The sequence below is a fragment of the Leadbettera azotonutricia ZAS-9 genome, assembly GCF_000214355.1.
GTDB classification, from domain to species: domain Bacteria; phylum Spirochaetota; class Spirochaetia; order Treponematales; family Breznakiellaceae; genus Leadbettera; species Leadbettera azotonutricia.
Genome location: NC_015577.1, coordinates 401,977 through 417,965, shown reverse-complemented (window position 1 = coordinate 417,965; position 15,989 = coordinate 401,977). Strand labels below are relative to the sequence as shown.

The following is a 15,989-nucleotide window of genomic DNA, read 5'->3' as shown; positions in this document are numbered from 1 at the left end:
AGATATTGGGCAATGTTTGCCATTACCGTCTTTTTTGTTCCTGCCCTCCCCGCCCTTGACTTCTCCCTCAGGCCCGGCGGCTTTCTGTTTATCCCCCTGGGGGAACCGGCGAAAACCCGTTATGACCTGGGGGGCGGCGGGGACCTGCTTTTTGATCTTGACCTTTCAAGCGTCTGGCCCAATCCACTGGGTATTGGATACACCGCAGGTATTGAAGGGGGCATAAATTACGCGCCTCTGGCAAGCGGGACGGATAAAGGCTTGAGCCTCTATTCGGCAGGGGCGGGCTTAAGCCTTTATTATTATCCTCTGTCCCGTTTGCTGCTCCGGCTTGACGGGGCCGCAGGTGTTTATACGGGGATCATGGAAAAAAGCCGGACCCCTGCGTCATGGTGGCTGCGCGCGGGGGGCGGAATCGGCTTTCGGTTTGTCCCCTCCTTTGTTCTCTCCGCCAACAGCGGCTACAGGAATTACCATGACCAGGGCGGCGCCCTTCATTCAGGAATGTATATCGGCCTTACGGCTCAACTCAATTTTGAAACCAGGGCAGGCGCCGGGGATGTGGATCTCACGGTACAGCAGGATGAGGCGGTTTTCCCCGTATACCTTTCCCTGTACCAGCGGAACAGCATAGGAACGCTTTTGATACGAAACAACGAAAACGCGGAGATACGGAATGTGCGGGTGAGTTTCCGGGCGGGTAAGTATACGGCTTCGGAATATGCCTGCGGGACGATTCCCCTCATCGCCAAAGGGCGGACCGTGGAGCTTCCCCTGTATGCGGATTTTTCTCCGGAAGTTTTAAATTTCACCGACCGGGGACGGATTGTAGGGGAAGCGGTCATACGGTATTCATTTCTGGGGAAGGAGCGGGAACAGGTAAGGACAGCGGCAGTACAGGTGTATAACCGGAATGCCTATCCCTCGGGCGATTCTGCGGGTCTTGCGGCCTTTGTGTCGCCCACATCGCCTGAAGTGCTGGAATACGCGAAATACATTACCGGTATGGCCCGGACAAACCAGCGGATAGGGCTGAACCAGAATATGCAGTTTGGGATCTGGCTCTTTGAGGGTTTAAGGGCAGCAGGTGTGCGGACACGGGAAACAGGGGACAGGGAAGAAGGAAGCCCCATGGAAATTCAGTTCCCCGTTGAAACCCTGGGATTCAGGGGCGGCCATGAACTTGATGCAGGCCTCCTCTACGCGGCAGCTTTGGAAGCTTCGGGAATACGGGCGGCGCTTATTCCCACAAGCAATGATTTTATCACCGCCCTTTCGTTGGGAATTGACAGGGCTCAGGCGGAAACCCTGTTTAACGGTACAGAAAAACTCCTCATAATTGATGACGAAATCTGGCTCCCTCTTTCAATGGCGGCCTTTAACAACGGATTTACCGCTTCCTGGGGAAAGGCGTCGGAAGGGCTTTCCGCTGTTTTTGCGGCAGGGGCAACTGCGGATTGTATTGTGCTGGAAGACGCCTGGGTACTGTATCCTCCTGCGCCCCTGGCTGCACAGGGAATACAATTCAGCAAGCCTGAAACGTCCCTGCTGCAGAGGAATGTGGAGGCAGCTTTTACTGGCTATGTCAACGCCGACATTGCACCTTTGTTGCGCGCGGTACAGGAACAAATACGGACCGCGCCCACGGCAGCCCTGTATAACCGCCTTGGGATACTGCTTATACGGACAGGGAAAACAGCGGATGCAAAGGCAGCCTACGAACGGGCCGCCGGGATGGGGTCAATCCCGGCAATGACGAACCGGGGGAATCTGGCGCTGATGGAAATGGATTATGCAACGGCGAAGCGGTGGTTTACCCAGGCCCTGGTGGTGTCACCGGATAACGAGATCGCAAAACGGGGCATAGAGAAGGCAAATGATAAGTAAGCATGAAAAATATTTTTTACAGGAGTATAAATATGAAGAAGATTTTTTTTACGGCGATTTTGGTTCTGGCTTTTACGGGAATTGTTTCCGCTCAGGAGCGCTACACTGTGGAAAGCGTTACAGGCAGGGTAGAGCAGGAAGCCAACGGCAAAAGGGTGGAAGTCAAGGCGGGTGATGTGCTTGATGAACAGACGGTGATTCACACGGGCCTTGGGGCAAGCGTCACAGTACGATCGGGAAATCAGAATTTCATCATCAGGGCCATGTCAAATGGGACCGTTAAGGATTTAAGCGCAGAAGCAATAGCCTCCGGTTTACGCATCAGCGGCAAAGTGGCGGAAACAGACACCGGGTCTGTTTCCAGAACTGCGGGGAAAATTTCTACCGCTTCTGCCCGGGCCTCGGACGCGGCCGAAGAATATCCCGTAACAGAAGAATGAGCAAAAAAGGGATCCGTAAGTTACCGGTTTTTCTGGTTCCCCTGGGGGCGCTTGTACTTGCTATCCCTCTTTTTTTCAGTTCTCTGGACAATCAGGTCTTTGATTTATTTCTCAGGGCCATACCCTCGCTGACAGAGGATGATTCGGTGGTAGTGCTTACCCTGGACGACGACTCAATAAAATATGGCGGAGGCTTCCCGTTTCCGAGGGATGTCATGGCTGATGTGACAGTGCTGCTCAGGGAAATCGGGGTTGAAGCCCTTGTATTTGACTTGAATTACCTTGATCCAAGCCCCGAACGGCTTAACCCGGATTATGCGGCGGCGATATTTTCCCAATATCTGGACGACGGCTTCGGACGCATCGACGAGGCCGCAGTCCAGGTGATTGACGGATTTTCCGGCGGAATCATAAAGTCCGGAGAAGCGGAAACCATAAAGAACGAATTCCTGGGAATTAACCGCTCAGTACGAAGGGAACTTGAAGGTTCCATTGCCTATTTAACCCGTGATGTTGACGAGTATTTTGGAAAGGCCCTGGCTTTTACGGACAATTCCTGGCTCACCCTCACCATGATAAAACAGGAAAATCTTTTTTCGGACATCAATTCTGCAGCCGCCAATACTGACGAATCATTTTTGGAAAATACCTTCGCCTTAAAAAATATTATCCCCCGTAATGACCGGCGGACTCCCCAGGCAGCAGGAGTTATGCCCGCCATAAGCACGCTTCTTTTTCGGGCAAAGGGCGCAGGCTTTGTCAACGCCGACCCGGATAAAGATGGATACAGGCGGCGTATTGATCTGTTGATAAAATACCAGGATCACTACTACGGGCATCTTGCCCTGGCTGCCCTGAATAAAACATTGGATATAAACGAAATTGAAGTTTCCGATTCCGCCATTACCCTTAAAAACGCCCTGGTTAACAATATACGAAAGGACATTGCCATTCCCCGCGCCCAGGACGGATCAGTGCTCTTAAAGTATCCGAAAAAATCTTTTTACGATTACCGCGTCGTATCCCTTTTGGAATGTATTCAATATACCGCCATTGAGCCGGTACTTGCCCAAAATCTGGCCCTTATGGATGAATCAGGATTCTTTGCTTTTTGGGATGACGGAGAAAATCCCCGGGAAGCTTATGCCCGCGCAGAAGATCTCAAAAATAATGTATCAAACAGGGAACAATGGCTGGATCACCGGAAGATTTTTTTTGAAAAAACCGCGGCCTTCCTTTCCGGATCTTACGAAGACGCCATAAAGGAAAGTGTAAAAGAAGACAAGGAACTTTCCGAATATGTAACAACTATTTTCCGCGCCGCAAAGGAACAATTTTCCCGAATGCTTTTGATACGGGAAAATCTGCAAACCCTATCAGGGGCCTTCTGCATTATCGGTTCGGACGCCACTTCCATGAGCGATACAGGTCTTATCACCTTTGAGGAACAATACCCGAATGTGGGAACCTATGCGGTTTTGGCAAACATGATCCTTTCCGGAGAATTTCTTGATGATGCGCCAAAAGCGCTTTCCTTTGGCATCGCCGTAGTTCTCTGTTTTATACTCTCGTTTTTTATTGTGCATCTGGATACAGGAGAGGCTATGGCGGCGGGAATATTGACGCTCCTCCTTTGTGCTTTTCTGTTTGTTTTGTTTTTCATCATTACAAAAATATATATAGGCATGGTTTATCCCCTTGTCTCCATGGGCCTTGCCTTTTTAAGCATGACAGGCATCAAGTTTATTTCCACCAGCCGGGAAAAATCCTTTCTCCGCATGGCCTTTTCCCGCTATCTTTCTCCGGCGGTTATCGGGGAAATTATCAACGACCCTTCAAAACTCAACCTGGGGGGCGAAAAGCGGGAAATAAGCGCTGTTTTTACCGATATACAGGGTTTTTCTACCATATCGGAACAGCTTGACCCCACCCATCTGGTTACGCTTCTCAATGTCTATCTGACAGAGATGAGCGACATCATCCTTAAAAACCGGGGTACCATTGACAAATATGAAGGGGACGCAATTATCGCCTTTTTTGGAGCGCCCCTCTATCAGGCGGATCACGCGGCCTCTGCCTGCTACAGCGCCATAGGAATCAAAAAAGCGGAAAAAGAATTAAATAAAAAAATACGTGAAGAAAATTTAAGCCCCAGTCCGCTTTATACCAGGGTAGGAATAAATACCGGGGATATGGTTGTCGGCAATATGGGGACTGTCGATAAAATGAACTATACCATCATGGGGAATGCAGTCAACCTGGCCGCGCGTCTTGAAGGAGTAAACAAGCAGTACCACACCGGAGGCATATTGATAAGCGAATATACCAAGAATCAGGCAGGTGAAGATTTTTTGTACCGGAGCCTTGATCAGGTTAGGGTTGTCGGCATCAATACCCCGGTCAGGTTATACGAGCTTTTGGGAGTGCGGGCAGAAGCAAAAAAAGATTCTTTGGTCATTCTTTCTGAATGGGAAAAGGCAATGCTGTTTTTTGAAAATCAGCAGTACCGGAAAGCCGCCTTTTTATTCCGGGCCCTGGCAGAAAAAAATCCCGGCGACCAGACCGCAAAATTCTACGAAAGCCGGTGTATACAGTATCTAAAAAATCCTCCTCCTCCCGATTGGGACGGAGTACATAACCTTTCGCAAAAATAATGCAAGGAATATAAGATGAAAAAGGGCTTATTGGCTGCCGCACTATTGGCGCTCATCAGTACACAGCTTGTCTATTCTGAAAATGAATTTGGCCTCCGCCTTATGCCGATCTTTATCGCGCCCATAGAGGTGAAGAATTTCGGACCCGGTTTTGGAGCCGCCCTTTCTCTTGACTGGAAATTTCTTTTCTGGGGAAAATTCGGCCTGGGTCTGTCCGCAGGGGGAGGATTTTCGAGTCTCTCTATAGAAGGCAGTCCGGCTTTCAGCATATTTGAGGGAAGTCTTGGACCGTTTTTTACCTGGCGACCCCTGGACCGGTTTTCCCTTCAATCGGATATTAACGCCGGGGTTTACCATTATCAGTGGGGCGATGCAGCCAATAACAAAATACGGATTGGAACCGGCATATCCGCTTATTTTCATCTTTCCCCGTATATTTCCCTCTATGGTTCCGGAGCTTACTCCTGGTATGCCTTTTCTGCAGACAGGCCGATCAACGCCATTACGGCCGGGGTTGGTCTGCGCTTAAACCTTTCGGAAATTTTAAAACCCCAAACCCGCGTCAGCGGAGAAAAGACAGAACAGCAGCGGGTGTTCCCGGTATCATATGCATGGTACGAGGATAATCCGGTAGCAGCGGTTAAAATTACCAATAATGAACCAAACGCCATTACAGAGCTTAGCCTTTCGTTCTTTCTGGAACGATACATGAATCAATCAACACCATTTGCCCTTATTCCCCTGTTATTGCCAGGAGAGTCCATAGAGGTTCCGGTAACAGCTCTTTTTAATGAATCCATGCTGGACCTGATCGAAAATATAAACGCCAATGCCCTGGTGCTGATCAATTACCGAAGTTTGGGAAGCAGAAAACAGACGGACTTTGGAGTACAGATGCCAATATATCACCGGAACGCAATGTCCTGGGATGATGACAGACGGGCAGCGTCTTTCGTATCCACCCACGACCCAGCGGCGCGCCTTTTTGCCCGGTATGTGGAATCCGCAGCGGACAGCGCAAAGGATTCCGGCATTCCCCGGAACATCCGGTATGCCCTGGCCTTATTTGAAGCCCTCAGGGTGTATGGAATAAATTATATTATAGATCCCGCGAGCTCATACATTGAAATGTCAGAAAACGCTTCAAGCATTGACAATCTAAACTATCCCTACCAAACACTTTTTTACCGGGGCGGGGACTGCGACGATCTTTCGATTCTGTTTTGTTCCCTCCTGGAAGTTCTGGAAATTGATACCGCCTTTATTACCATACCCGGCCATATTTACGCCGCTTTCAATACCGGCGTTGAACCTGGATCCTTTATGGCCGATGGCCTAATTGAACATGACGGAAAATTCTAGATGCCCGTTGAAATTACAATCCCCAACGAAGGCTTTACCCAGGCAGTACGGGTGGGAGTCCGGGAGTGGAAAAACGCCGGAGATGCGGGGAAGCTCTATCCAATACGGGAAGCCTGGGAACTGTACCCGGCAGTAAGTGTGCCAAACACTTCCGGACGCATGCCGGATCTGCCCGCCGAAAGCGAGATAGTAAAAGCCTTTGAAATAGAAGCAGGGAAGATAAAGGCCGGCATTGACAAAACAAGAATATTCATCTATCCCTAATTAAGACCCTAATCAAGAGATATCTGAATTGAAAAAACTTTTTGGTTTGCTTTTTATTATTCTCGGGCTGGAACCCTCAATATCTCTTCTCTGTGCGGAGACTTTGCCGGGGTGGTTTATTGAGCTTAGGGAAGCTGTCTATGAGCAGGAGTTAAATTCCGCCGGCATAGCGCCGCTGTATGCTACGGCAAAGGAGCAGGCCCAAAAAGAGCTTTCCGGTCCCGGGCTTTGGCTTATGCTTTCCCGCTGTGAATACATGATGGGCCGTTCCTTTGAATATGAAGATAAAAAGGATGAGGCTGCCGCCTGCTATGAGCAGGGCATGGTTCAGGCGCAAGCGGCCCTGAATGCGCAAGCTTCTTCCGAGGGCTGGCGCATGCTGGCGGAGAACCTGGCCTATCTTTGCAGGGTGCGTCCGTTTTCGTATGCTATGGCCCATGGCCTTAAGGTAGAGCGTCATGCCGATAAGGCCCTGGAACTGAACAAACAAAACGCCGCTGCCCTGTACCTTATAGCGGCCCGCTATGTTTTTGCCCCTTCGACTTTTAACAATTATAAAAAAGGCTTCCGCCTGCTGGAAGAAATTATCAGCGGCTATGACCAGGGTCTTGAAAAAGATGATCGTTTTAATGTCTATTCAGCCATGGGCTATGTTTGTATCGGTTTGGAAAAAAAGGAAGAGGCCCTGGTCTGGCTGCAAAAGGCCCTTGAGCTATATCCCACAAACAAATATGCTTTAGGGATGGTGGATCAGCTACATTAATTTTCCGGAGTTATAAATTGGTCATTGTTATTGTTGCCGATAATTTTTTGCATAAAACCGACGGGACTACAATTTCTGCCCATCGTTTCCGGGAAGAGCTGATAAAACAGGGGCATACGGTCCGGATTCTGGCCCGGGATGTTGAAGGCCAGGATATGTACGGCCTTGAAGAAAATCTCATTCCCCTGGTAAGTTTTGTAGCAAGAAAAAACAGTATGCACTTTGCCAAATTTGACAAAAAGGTGGTGACCGAAGCGCTTACGGGGGCCGATATAGTGCACATGGTTTTCCCCTGGAAGCTGGAGCGTAAGTGTTTTAAAATAGCAGCTAAGATGGGCATACCTGTAACTGGGGCCTTCCACTGTCAGCCCGAAAATGTTACCTACAATATGGGATTGGGTTTTCTCGGCTTCCTCAATAGCTATATCTATCGTTTGTTCAGGATAAAACTGTATGGTAAATTCAAATTTATCCACTGTCCTTCAGCCTTTATTGCCGGAGAGCTGAAAAAGCACCGGTACAATGCAAGGCTCTATGTCATTTCCAATGGCGTATCAGATTTTTTTAAACCTGCCGCAATACCGCCCAAAAGAACTGACGATAAAATTAACGTTCTGATGATAGGAAGATTGGCAAGGGAGAAACGTCAGGATCTTATTATCAAAGCGGTTAACCATTCCAAATACCGCGACAAGATACAGCTCTTCTTTGCCGGCAAGGGTCCCATGGAGAAGGTTTATAGCCGTATGGCGGCAAGCCTGCCCAACCCGCTGGGCTTTTCTTTCCTGCACCAGGAACAATTGCTGGAACAAATATATAAAACCGATATTTATATCCATGCCTCCGACGCTGAGATCGAAGGTATATCTTGTATAGAAGCGTTAGCCTGCGGCAAGGTACCTATTATTTCGGATTCCAAAAAATCTGCCACTTCCCAGTTTGCTTTGGATAAACGGAGCCTCTTTAAAAAAGGGAATTATCTGGATCTCCGGGACAAGCTGGATTATTGGATAGAACACCCCGAAGAACGGAAACAGATGGAGACAGAATACGCCAAACTGGGCGATCGTTACCGGATAAGCCATTCGGGTAAAAAACTTGAAAAGATGTTTGAAGACGCCATAAAGGCAAAAGATGCCTCCCGGGAAAAGAAACTGAGAAAACACAGGAGGCGCGCTGATAAACAGTGCGGTAAAATTCGATTTAAAAGTAATTCAGACCATAAATGAGAAGGTGCAGAGAATGAGTTTTGTTGAATTTCATGATGTATGTAAATTTTATCATCTTGGTGAACATACAATCGCCGCCGCAGATCGCATGAACTTCAACATCGAACAGGGTGAATTCTGTGTGATTGTGGGGCCCAGCGGCGCAGGCAAGACCACCTTGCTCAACATGCTGGGAGGTATGGATTCCTGCGATCAGGGAACCATCATACTGGATGGCCAAGAAATCAGCGGCTTAAACGAGAAGCATCTTACCGATTTCAGACGTTACGATGTGGGCTTTGTGTTTCAGTTTTACAATCTTATCCAAAACCTTACGGCCCTCGAAAATGTAGAGCTTGCTTCGGAAATTTGCCATGAGCCCCATGATCCGCGCGAGACCCTGCAGGCGGTGGGGCTTGTGGAACGGCTGGACAATTTTCCGGCTCAGTTGTCAGGGGGTGAACAGCAGCGGGTTGCCATTGCACGGGCAATAGCGAAAAACCCCAAGATCCTCCTCTGCGATGAACCCACCGGCGCCCTGGACTACGAAACAGGAAAGCATATCCTGGAACTCCTGCAAAACAGCTGCAAGAGTACCGGCAAAACCGTCATCGTAATTACCCACAACCATGCTATCGCAGCTATGGCGGATCGGGTCATTCAAGTAAAAAACGGCCAAATTATCAGCAATGAAAAAAACGAAAATCCCCTGGCGGTAGAATGTATTGAGTGGTAAACATAAGCCCCGTTCCCTGGGTAAAACCTATATAAAAACCATAGTCCGTGAAATCCGGTTTTCTTTTGGCCGTTTCGCAGCCATCTTCGGCATTGTTGCTTTGGGCGCAGGGTTTCTCGCAGGCCTCCTGGCAACCACCCCGGACATGAAGATCTCTGTGGATACCTACTTTGACAAGACCAACATGATGGATCTCAATATCAAGGCAACCATGGGTATCACCCGGAGTGATATCGAAGCAGTAAGCGCCCTTGATGAGATTACCCTGGTTCAAGGCGCCTATATTACCGATGCCCTGATCCATACCTCGAACGAAGAAACCCTGGTAAGCCGCATTTATGGACTTCCCCTGGGAAACGCAGCAAACAATGATTTTATAAACCGCATGGAAATCCTCGAAGGCCGGATGCCGGAGCAGGATGATGAATGTCTTGTGCAGCAGCCGGGGGGATTTTTCTCCGCCATCCCTCTGGGCTCTGTCCTCACCATCGCTCAGGAGAACGCCGGTTCCGAAGATTTTGAAACTCTGGCTGACAGATACAGGGTGACCCGGTTTACCGTTACCGGGATAGTTAAAAGTCCCCTCTTTATTTCCACAGAAGGGGAACCCAGCGGCATCGGTAACGGACGGCTTGGGGTAGTACTGTATGTCAGGGATACCTGTTATAGCATCCCTGCGTATACGGATCTGTTTATGACCGTTACCGGCGCCGCCGCCCGTACTGCCCTGGACACCCAGGCCCTGACCGATACCGCAGCCGCGGAAGTAAAATCCCTGGGAAAGCTGCGTTCCGGAATACGCCGGGAAGAACTTCTTGCAGAGGCCTGGAAAAAACTCAGCGATGGCACTGCAGAATACCACAGCGCAGAACAGACCGCCCGAACTGAACTTGGCGCCGCCAGGGAAAAGCTGGACGCAGGGGCAGCAAGCCGGGACGCAGGGCTTGCCGAGTTGGCAGAAGCCGAAACAAAAATAACCCAGGGCCGGGCCCAGCTGGCGGAAGAACGCCTCCGGGTTACCCGTGAACTGGCGGACAATGAATTTGACCTGCAGCAGGGAGAGGCGGAAATTGCATCTGCCAAACAAACCCTGGCAGAAGCCGGAGCCCAGCTGCAGGCCGCCGGGGAAGAGGTAGAAAAAACCAGAAACTCCTTTTTTAGAATGTTGTTTCCCAAGGCCAAGCAGGGGGTTGCCCAATACGATGCGGGAATGGCGGAATACGAAACCGGCCGCCTCATAGTAGCAGAGAATGAAGAAAAACTGCGTGTTGGCCGGACCTTGCTGGAAGCAGGAAAAGCCCAGGCCGAGGTGGAATTTGGCAAGGCCCAGGCGGAACTTGACGCTGCTGATGCGGAACTTGCCGCAGGCCTGCAGAAGTTAACCCTGGGAGAAGAAGAATTAAGCGCAGGGGAAGCAGCTTACAGATCGACCCTGGATGAGGCAACAGAAAAACTGCAATCCGGCAAGGAAGCCCTGGAAGAAGGCCGGGAAAAAATCAAGGATTTGGAAACAGCAGAACCGGAATGGTATGTTCTGGATCGCAATACCAATGTGGGGTATGTAAGCTATACGCTCAATATCGAAAAAATAGCTGATGTAGCCAGGGTCTTTCCGGTGTTCTTCCTTTTGGTAGCTGCCCTGGTAGTTCTTACCACCATGACCAGGATGGTAGAGGAAGAACGTATTCAAATCGGCACATTGAAAGCCCTGGGTTACCGTAAACGGGTAATCGCCGGCAAGTACCTTGTCTACTGCGGTTTGATCAGTATTTTCGGTTCCGCCGCAGGTATGACCCTGGGATTTTACGGCATCCCCGCTATCATTTACAACGCCTTTGCCACCATGGGCCATCTGCCTCCTCTGGTGACCAGGTTCAACTGGACCTTCGGGATCATCTCGGCAGCAGCAGCCTTAATCTGTACCATGGGAGTAACTGTATCAGTCTGTTACCGTTCCCTTCGTGAAAAACCTGCCCTGCTCATGCTCCCCCGCTCTCCCAAGGCAGGCAAACGCATTTTCCTGGAATATATATCCTTTATCTGGAAGCCCATGCGGTTTACCTACAAAGTTACGGCCCGGAATATAATCCGGTATAAAAAACATTTTTTTATGACCGTTACCGGTATAGCAGGCTGTACCGCCCTGATGGTTACGGGCTTCGGCTTGCGGGATTCCCTGACAAATATTGCCCGAACCCAGTTTAGCGATATACTAAGCTATGATTTAAAAATTGAACTGAAAGACGGAGAATCCCTGCCAGGTGATTACGCAGAAATACACAGCCAGAGCGCTTATGCGATTGCCGGGAATGAACGGCTCAGCGTTTCAATGTATATTCCCAAAGAGGCGGATACCTTAACCGAGTATATCAAGCTGCAGGATAGAAAAAGCAGAAGCCCCATAAACTTTACCGCTTCTTCTGTGGTGCTTACAGAAAAAACCGCCAGTATGCTTAAGCTCAAAACAGGGGACCCCTTTATCCTGGAAAATGCCCAGGGGAAACAGGGGGAATTTACCCTGACCGGAATTACCGAAAATTATGTGGGGAGTTTTGTGTATTTAGGCTCTGAGGCTTCTCAGGCGGTATTCGGTACAGCACTTGACTATGGAACCCTGTTTGCCCGAACCAATATAAAAACGGAGCAGGAAAAGGACGAACTTATCAGCCGGCTGCTTTCAGAGGATGCCGTGGCAGGAGCGGAATTTACCTCCCGTACGCAGGAGTCCTACAACAATCTCCTGGCAAGCATCAGCTATGTAGTATTGATACTCATCATTGCCGCCGGGGGACTCGCCATGATTGTGCTCTACAATCTTACCAATATTAATATCAACGAACGGACCAAGGAATTGGCAACCCTGCGGGTTCTCGGCTTCCATCAGGCTGAAGCCGCTGCCTACATTTTCAGGGAAATAACCGTGCTCAGCATTGCAGGCGCCGCAGCCGGACTGCTGCTGGGCATTCCCCTGCACCGTTTTGTTATCGGCGTAGCAGAAACCACAGATCTCATGTTTGGCAGGCATATTTCTTCAATGAGTTTTATATTGTCCGCAGTAATTACCCTCTTCTTTTCCGGCGCAGTAGACCTGCTCATGCTGAAAAAAATCCGCACTATCAAAATGGCGGAATCCATGAAAGCTGTGGACTAAAACACAGGGTAATATTATTTTATACAAGAGGTACGATATGTCATTAGCCGAAGATTACAGCTCCCTCTATAAAACCATTCTGGAAGAACACCGCCAGGTTTTTGAAGCCCAGGATATCCAAATGCTCCGCCGCTTCATGGATCTCATCGCCTCCCACAAGCGCATCTTCATCATGGGCGCAGGCCGCGAAGGCATAGCCGCCCGGGGCTTTGCCATGCGCCTCATGCACCTGGGCAAAGATGTCCACTGGATCTGGGACGACACCACCCCTGGCATGGGCAAAGACGACCTCTTTATCGTGGTAAACGGCGGCGGCAACATCGGCCACATAAATTACGTGATGAGCCAGGCCAAACAATCCGGCGCCCACATCGCCTGTATTTCAGGTTCCCCCTCGGGAGCAGGTGTTAAAATAGCGGACTTCATCCTGTTTGTACCCGCCGCAGTCTACAAGGGAACCGACCCCGTAACACCCTCAATCCAGCCTATGGGCAACCTTTTCGAGCAGCACCTTTTTCTGCTCTTTGATGTCGTCATCATCCTTTTGGAGAAGGAGCTTAAGCTCAGCCACGAGGAGATGGCTGCGAGGCATAGGAATGTAGAATAGGGCTATGAATTAGTGTTTACCATTCCATGGGCTGATGCAGCTTAGTCCCGGGATATCCTCAAAATCAGAGATATTTCGTGTGAGCAAAATCAAGCGATGGACCAGGGCGGTAGCGGCAATTAGCGAGTCGAGGACGGGTAGCGTCCGTTTGGATTTGGCGCACATACGGCCCCATTCCTGCATGCACTCTGAATCAAGCGGAAGAATACAATCGGCAAACTGTTCCGGCACGGCAGAGTCGAGCCAGTAGGCTAATTCTTCTTTCTTTTTCCCCAAGGGGAGTTTTTCTATTCCTTTGGCAATTTCCCCGATACAAACAACGCTAAGAAAAAGATCCTCAATGGGGATATTCCGCATGTATGAGAGTACCCGTGGATTGCTATTCCTTTTGCGGATTTCAGATATGACATTGGTATCCAGGAGATACTTCATAAATTAATCGTCCTGATCTCGGTGGACTTATCCCGTTTCAAATCTATTGCCACATCTGCCAATGGAGAATTCTGAAAAAATTCAACAACTCCCATCTTTGGTTTGGTCAGTTTGTTGTACTGCTCTGTGGATAGAATTACTGCCGCCTCCTCTCCCCGCAGCGTAATGATCTGCGGTGAGGTGGCTGCATTTCTGATAACCTGACTAAGTTGAGCCTTAGCCTCTTGGAGCTGCCAACAAGTCTTTTTCTTCAAGGTCTGCATAGGGAAGCCGTCCTTAACAATGATATAGTCTGACTAGTCAGACTATATCATTGAAGGAATGGAAAATCAAGATACATCATCAATGCAGTGGAGGTTTGGTTTTCGGCCTATAGACCTTGACATCTCCCCCAAATTCCACCATCCTTATCTAAATGCATTGACGGAGACGAGTAAGCGTCACACCGGGTTACAGAGAGACCGTGCCATGGCTGAAAGCGCGGTTATCCAGGAAACGCCGAAAACCCCTCCCGAGCAGCTTGAGGAAAGGGCCGCCCCAACACGGCAGTCTGAATAATCAAAGCCGTAAATCCACGTTAAGGATGATGAGCGCGCCTCCTGCCATGGGAGAGCGAAGCGGGGTGGTACCGCGGGTTTCTTCTATAAATAAGAACCCGTCCCCGGCAAAGGCACAGGAGGTACACATGCCCGAACAGAATCAAAAACCAGGATCAAGCGAAAAGCTCGAAACCATCCGCCACTCGGTAAGCCACATCATGGCCCAGGCCGTAACCCGTCTCTTCCCCGGAACCAAGGTGGCCATAGGTCCCAGCATCGATGACGGCTTTTATTACGATTTCCTGCTCCCCAAGCCCATACAGGCCGAAGATCTCCCCGCTATCGAAGCGGAGATGAAGAAGATCATCGACAGTCGTCAGGACTTTGTCCGCCTCGAAGTAAGCCGCGACGAAGCCCTCAAACGTTTCGCCGGGGAAGAATTCAAAACCGAGCTCATCAAAGAACTCCCCGCCAGCGAAACCATCAGCATCTACGAAAACAAAGACGCCGATGGTAAAATAGTGTGGGCCGACTTCTGCCGGGGCCCCCATGTGGCCAATACCCGCGAAATCAACTCCGCAGCCTTCAAATTGATGAACATAGCCGGGGCTTACTGGCGGGGGGACGAAAAAAACGCCATGCTCACCCGCGTCTACGGCACGGCCTGGGAAAACCCCAAAGACCTCAAGGCCTACCTCGCCTTCCTCGCCGAAGTCGAAAAGCGGGATCACCGCCGGGTGGGCAAGGACATGGATCTGTACTCCATCCACGAAGAAGCCGGCGCGGGCCTCATCTACTGGCACCCGAACGGCGGCCGTATGAGGGTGGCCATCGAAGATTTCTGGCGCAAAGAGCACTACCGCAACGGCTACGAAATCCTCTACACCCCCCACATCGGGAAATCCTGGCTCTGGGAAACCTCGGGCCACCTGGGCTTTTACAAGGGCAATATGTACAGCCCCATGCAGATCGATAACCAGGACTACATCATAAAGCCCATGAACTGCCCCTTCCACATCATGATCTACAAGAACAAGGGCCGCAGTTACCGGGATCTCCCCCTGCGCTGGGCCGAACTCGGCACCGTGTACCGCTATGAACGATCCGGCGTACTCCACGGCCTCCTCCGCGTCCGGGGTTTTACCCAGGATGACGCCCACATCTTCTGCACCCCCGAACAGATGGAAAGCGAAATCCGCGAAGTCCTGCGCTTCTCCCTCTGGATTTGGAAGATATTCGGCTTCAAGGAGATCAAAGCCTACCTCGCCACCAAGCCCGCAGAATCCGTAGGCGAACAGTCCCGCTGGGACGCCGCCCTCGAAAGCCTCCGTAAAGCCGTGGATGCCGAAGGCATGGCCTACGAAATTGACGAAGGCGGTGGCGCCTTCTACGGCCCCAAGATCGACCTCAAGATACTGGACGCCCTGGGCCGCGAATGGCAGATGACCACCATACAGTTCGACTTCAACGAACCTGAACGCTTCGACATGACCTACGTGGATGCCGACGGCCAGCACAAACGGCCCTACATGGTTCACCGCGCCCTCCTCGGCTCCCTGGAACGCTTCTTCGGCGTGCTCATCGAGCACTTTGGCGGAGCTTTCCCTGTGTGGATAGCCCCGGAACAGATCGCCGTGATCCCCGTGGCCGAGACCTTCAACGACTATGCCAAAAAAGTAGCCGCCGAACTCAAGGCCCGGGATCTGCGTGTAACCACCGAACTGGACGATGGCCGCCTTAACGCCAAAATCCGGGACTGCCAAAACCGCAAAATCCCCTACATGCTCGTGGTGGGCGAAAAAGAGGCCGGCGAAGGCACAGTCTCCATACGCCGCCGCGACGGCCAGCCGGCCGCAGCCCCGACGATGAAGATCGCGGATTTCGCCGATTATGCGGTCAAAAAGGTCGAGACCAGGGATCTCGGCTTGTAACCATTTAAGCAATAG

General features: G+C 50.5%; 13 protein-coding genes and 1 other annotated feature. Of the genes, 11 read left to right on the top strand and 2 right to left on the bottom strand.

Annotation, left to right across the window (positions count from 1 at the left end):
- Nucleotides 1-12 precede the first annotated feature (12 nt).
- From TREAZ_RS01805 to TREAZ_RS01765, 10 genes are read left to right on the top strand one after another with little or no spacing between them, the layout of a single operon-like run.
- The gene (locus TREAZ_RS01805) at nt 13-1,887 is read left to right on the top strand and encodes a tetratricopeptide repeat protein (protein WP_015710079.1); all 1,875 of its coding nucleotides are present in this window, start codon (nt 13-15) and stop codon (nt 1,885-1,887) included.
- A 32-nt stretch (nt 1,888-1,919) separates the two neighbouring features.
- Nucleotides 1,920-2,327, top strand: a complete 408-nt coding sequence (locus TREAZ_RS01800; protein ID WP_015710078.1) for a hypothetical protein — start codon at nt 1,920-1,922, stop codon at nt 2,325-2,327.
- Nucleotides 2,324-4,981 (top strand): CHASE2 domain-containing protein, encoded by a 2,658-nt coding sequence (locus TREAZ_RS01795; protein WP_015710077.1) that lies wholly within the window; start codon nt 2,324-2,326, stop codon nt 4,979-4,981. The genes TREAZ_RS01800 and TREAZ_RS01795 overlap by 4 nt, the downstream gene beginning before the upstream one ends.
- Before the next feature lie 15 nt (nt 4,982-4,996).
- On the top strand, nt 4,997-6,343 hold the full coding sequence (locus TREAZ_RS01790; RefSeq protein WP_052297624.1) for a hypothetical protein: 1,347 nt from the start codon (nt 4,997-4,999) through the stop codon (nt 6,341-6,343).
- On the top strand, nt 6,344-6,607 hold the full coding sequence (locus TREAZ_RS17195; protein WP_015710076.1) for a hypothetical protein: 264 nt from the start codon (nt 6,344-6,346) through the stop codon (nt 6,605-6,607).
- Nucleotides 6,608-6,635: 28 nt separating this feature from the next.
- Complete coding sequence (locus tag TREAZ_RS01785; RefSeq protein WP_015710075.1) at nt 6,636-7,370, top strand: tetratricopeptide repeat protein; 735 nt, start codon at nt 6,636-6,638, stop codon at nt 7,368-7,370.
- Between the two features lie 17 nt (nt 7,371-7,387).
- The gene (locus tag TREAZ_RS01780; RefSeq protein ID WP_015710074.1) at nt 7,388-8,599 is read left to right on the top strand and encodes a glycosyltransferase; all 1,212 of its coding nucleotides are present in this window, start codon (nt 7,388-7,390) and stop codon (nt 8,597-8,599) included.
- A 13-nt stretch (nt 8,600-8,612) separates the two neighbouring features.
- Entirely contained in the window at nt 8,613-9,314 is a 702-nt protein-coding gene (locus TREAZ_RS01775) for an ABC transporter ATP-binding protein (RefSeq protein ID WP_015710073.1), read from the top strand.
- Entirely contained in the window at nt 9,304-12,465 is a 3,162-nt protein-coding gene (locus TREAZ_RS01770) for an ABC transporter permease (protein WP_015710072.1), read from the top strand. Before TREAZ_RS01775 ends, TREAZ_RS01770 begins: the two co-directional genes overlap by 11 nt.
- A gap of 37 nt (nt 12,466-12,502) precedes the next feature.
- Nucleotides 12,503-13,072, top strand: coding sequence for an SIS domain-containing protein (locus TREAZ_RS01765; protein ID WP_015710071.1), 570 nt, complete (start codon nt 12,503-12,505; stop codon nt 13,070-13,072).
- Between the two features lie 9 nt (nt 13,073-13,081).
- Here the strand turns inward: TREAZ_RS01765 and TREAZ_RS01760 are convergent, their stop codons facing one another.
- Both TREAZ_RS01760 and TREAZ_RS01755 read right to left on the bottom strand, forming a co-directional pair.
- The gene (locus tag TREAZ_RS01760) at nt 13,082-13,504 is read right to left on the bottom strand and encodes a type II toxin-antitoxin system VapC family toxin (RefSeq protein WP_015710070.1); all 423 of its coding nucleotides are present in this window, start codon (nt 13,502-13,504) and stop codon (nt 13,082-13,084) included.
- Nucleotides 13,501-13,767 carry a type II toxin-antitoxin system Phd/YefM family antitoxin gene (locus TREAZ_RS01755; RefSeq protein ID WP_043922711.1) on the bottom strand — a complete coding sequence of 89 codons (267 nt, stop codon included), beginning with the start codon at nt 13,765-13,767 and terminating at the stop codon, nt 13,501-13,503. The genes TREAZ_RS01760 and TREAZ_RS01755 overlap by 4 nt, the downstream gene beginning before the upstream one ends.
- 148 nt (nt 13,768-13,915) lie before the next feature.
- Nucleotides 13,916-14,170: a binding site (T-box leader), on the top strand.
- A 19-nt stretch (nt 14,171-14,189) separates the two neighbouring features.
- On the opposite strand from TREAZ_RS01755, the gene thrS reads away from it, so the two are divergent.
- A complete protein-coding gene (gene thrS, locus TREAZ_RS01745) occupies nt 14,190-15,974 on the top strand; it encodes a threonine--tRNA ligase (protein WP_015710068.1) in 1,785 nt (594 codons plus the stop codon).
- Nucleotides 15,975-15,989 lie beyond the last annotated feature (15 nt).

Excerpts from the sequence above, each read along its gene's own strand:
- TREAZ_RS01805 (WP_015710079.1), top strand. The coding sequence starts at position 13 with ATGTTTGCCATTACCGTCTTTTTTGTTCCTGCCCTCCCCGCCCTTGAC.
- TREAZ_RS01800 (WP_015710078.1), top strand. The coding sequence starts at position 1,920 with ATGAAGAAGATTTTTTTTACGGCGATTTTGGTTCTGGCTTTTACGGGA.
- TREAZ_RS01795 (WP_015710077.1), top strand. The coding sequence starts at position 2,324 with ATGAGCAAAAAAGGGATCCGTAAGTTACCGGTTTTTCTGGTTCCCCTG.
- TREAZ_RS01790 (WP_052297624.1), top strand. The coding sequence starts at position 4,997 with ATGAAAAAGGGCTTATTGGCTGCCGCACTATTGGCGCTCATCAGTACA.
- TREAZ_RS17195 (WP_015710076.1), top strand. The coding sequence starts at position 6,344 with ATGCCCGTTGAAATTACAATCCCCAACGAAGGCTTTACCCAGGCAGTA.
- TREAZ_RS01775 (WP_015710073.1), top strand. The coding sequence starts at position 8,613 with ATGAGTTTTGTTGAATTTCATGATGTATGTAAATTTTATCATCTTGGT.
- TREAZ_RS01765 (WP_015710071.1), top strand. The coding sequence starts at position 12,503 with ATGTCATTAGCCGAAGATTACAGCTCCCTCTATAAAACCATTCTGGAA.
- TREAZ_RS01760 (WP_015710070.1), bottom strand. The coding sequence starts at position 13,504 with ATGAAGTATCTCCTGGATACCAATGTCATATCTGAAATCCGCAAAAGG.
- TREAZ_RS01755 (WP_043922711.1), bottom strand. The coding sequence starts at position 13,767 with ATGCAGACCTTGAAGAAAAAGACTTGTTGGCAGCTCCAAGAGGCTAAG.
- thrS (WP_015710068.1), top strand. The coding sequence starts at position 14,190 with ATGCCCGAACAGAATCAAAAACCAGGATCAAGCGAAAAGCTCGAAACC.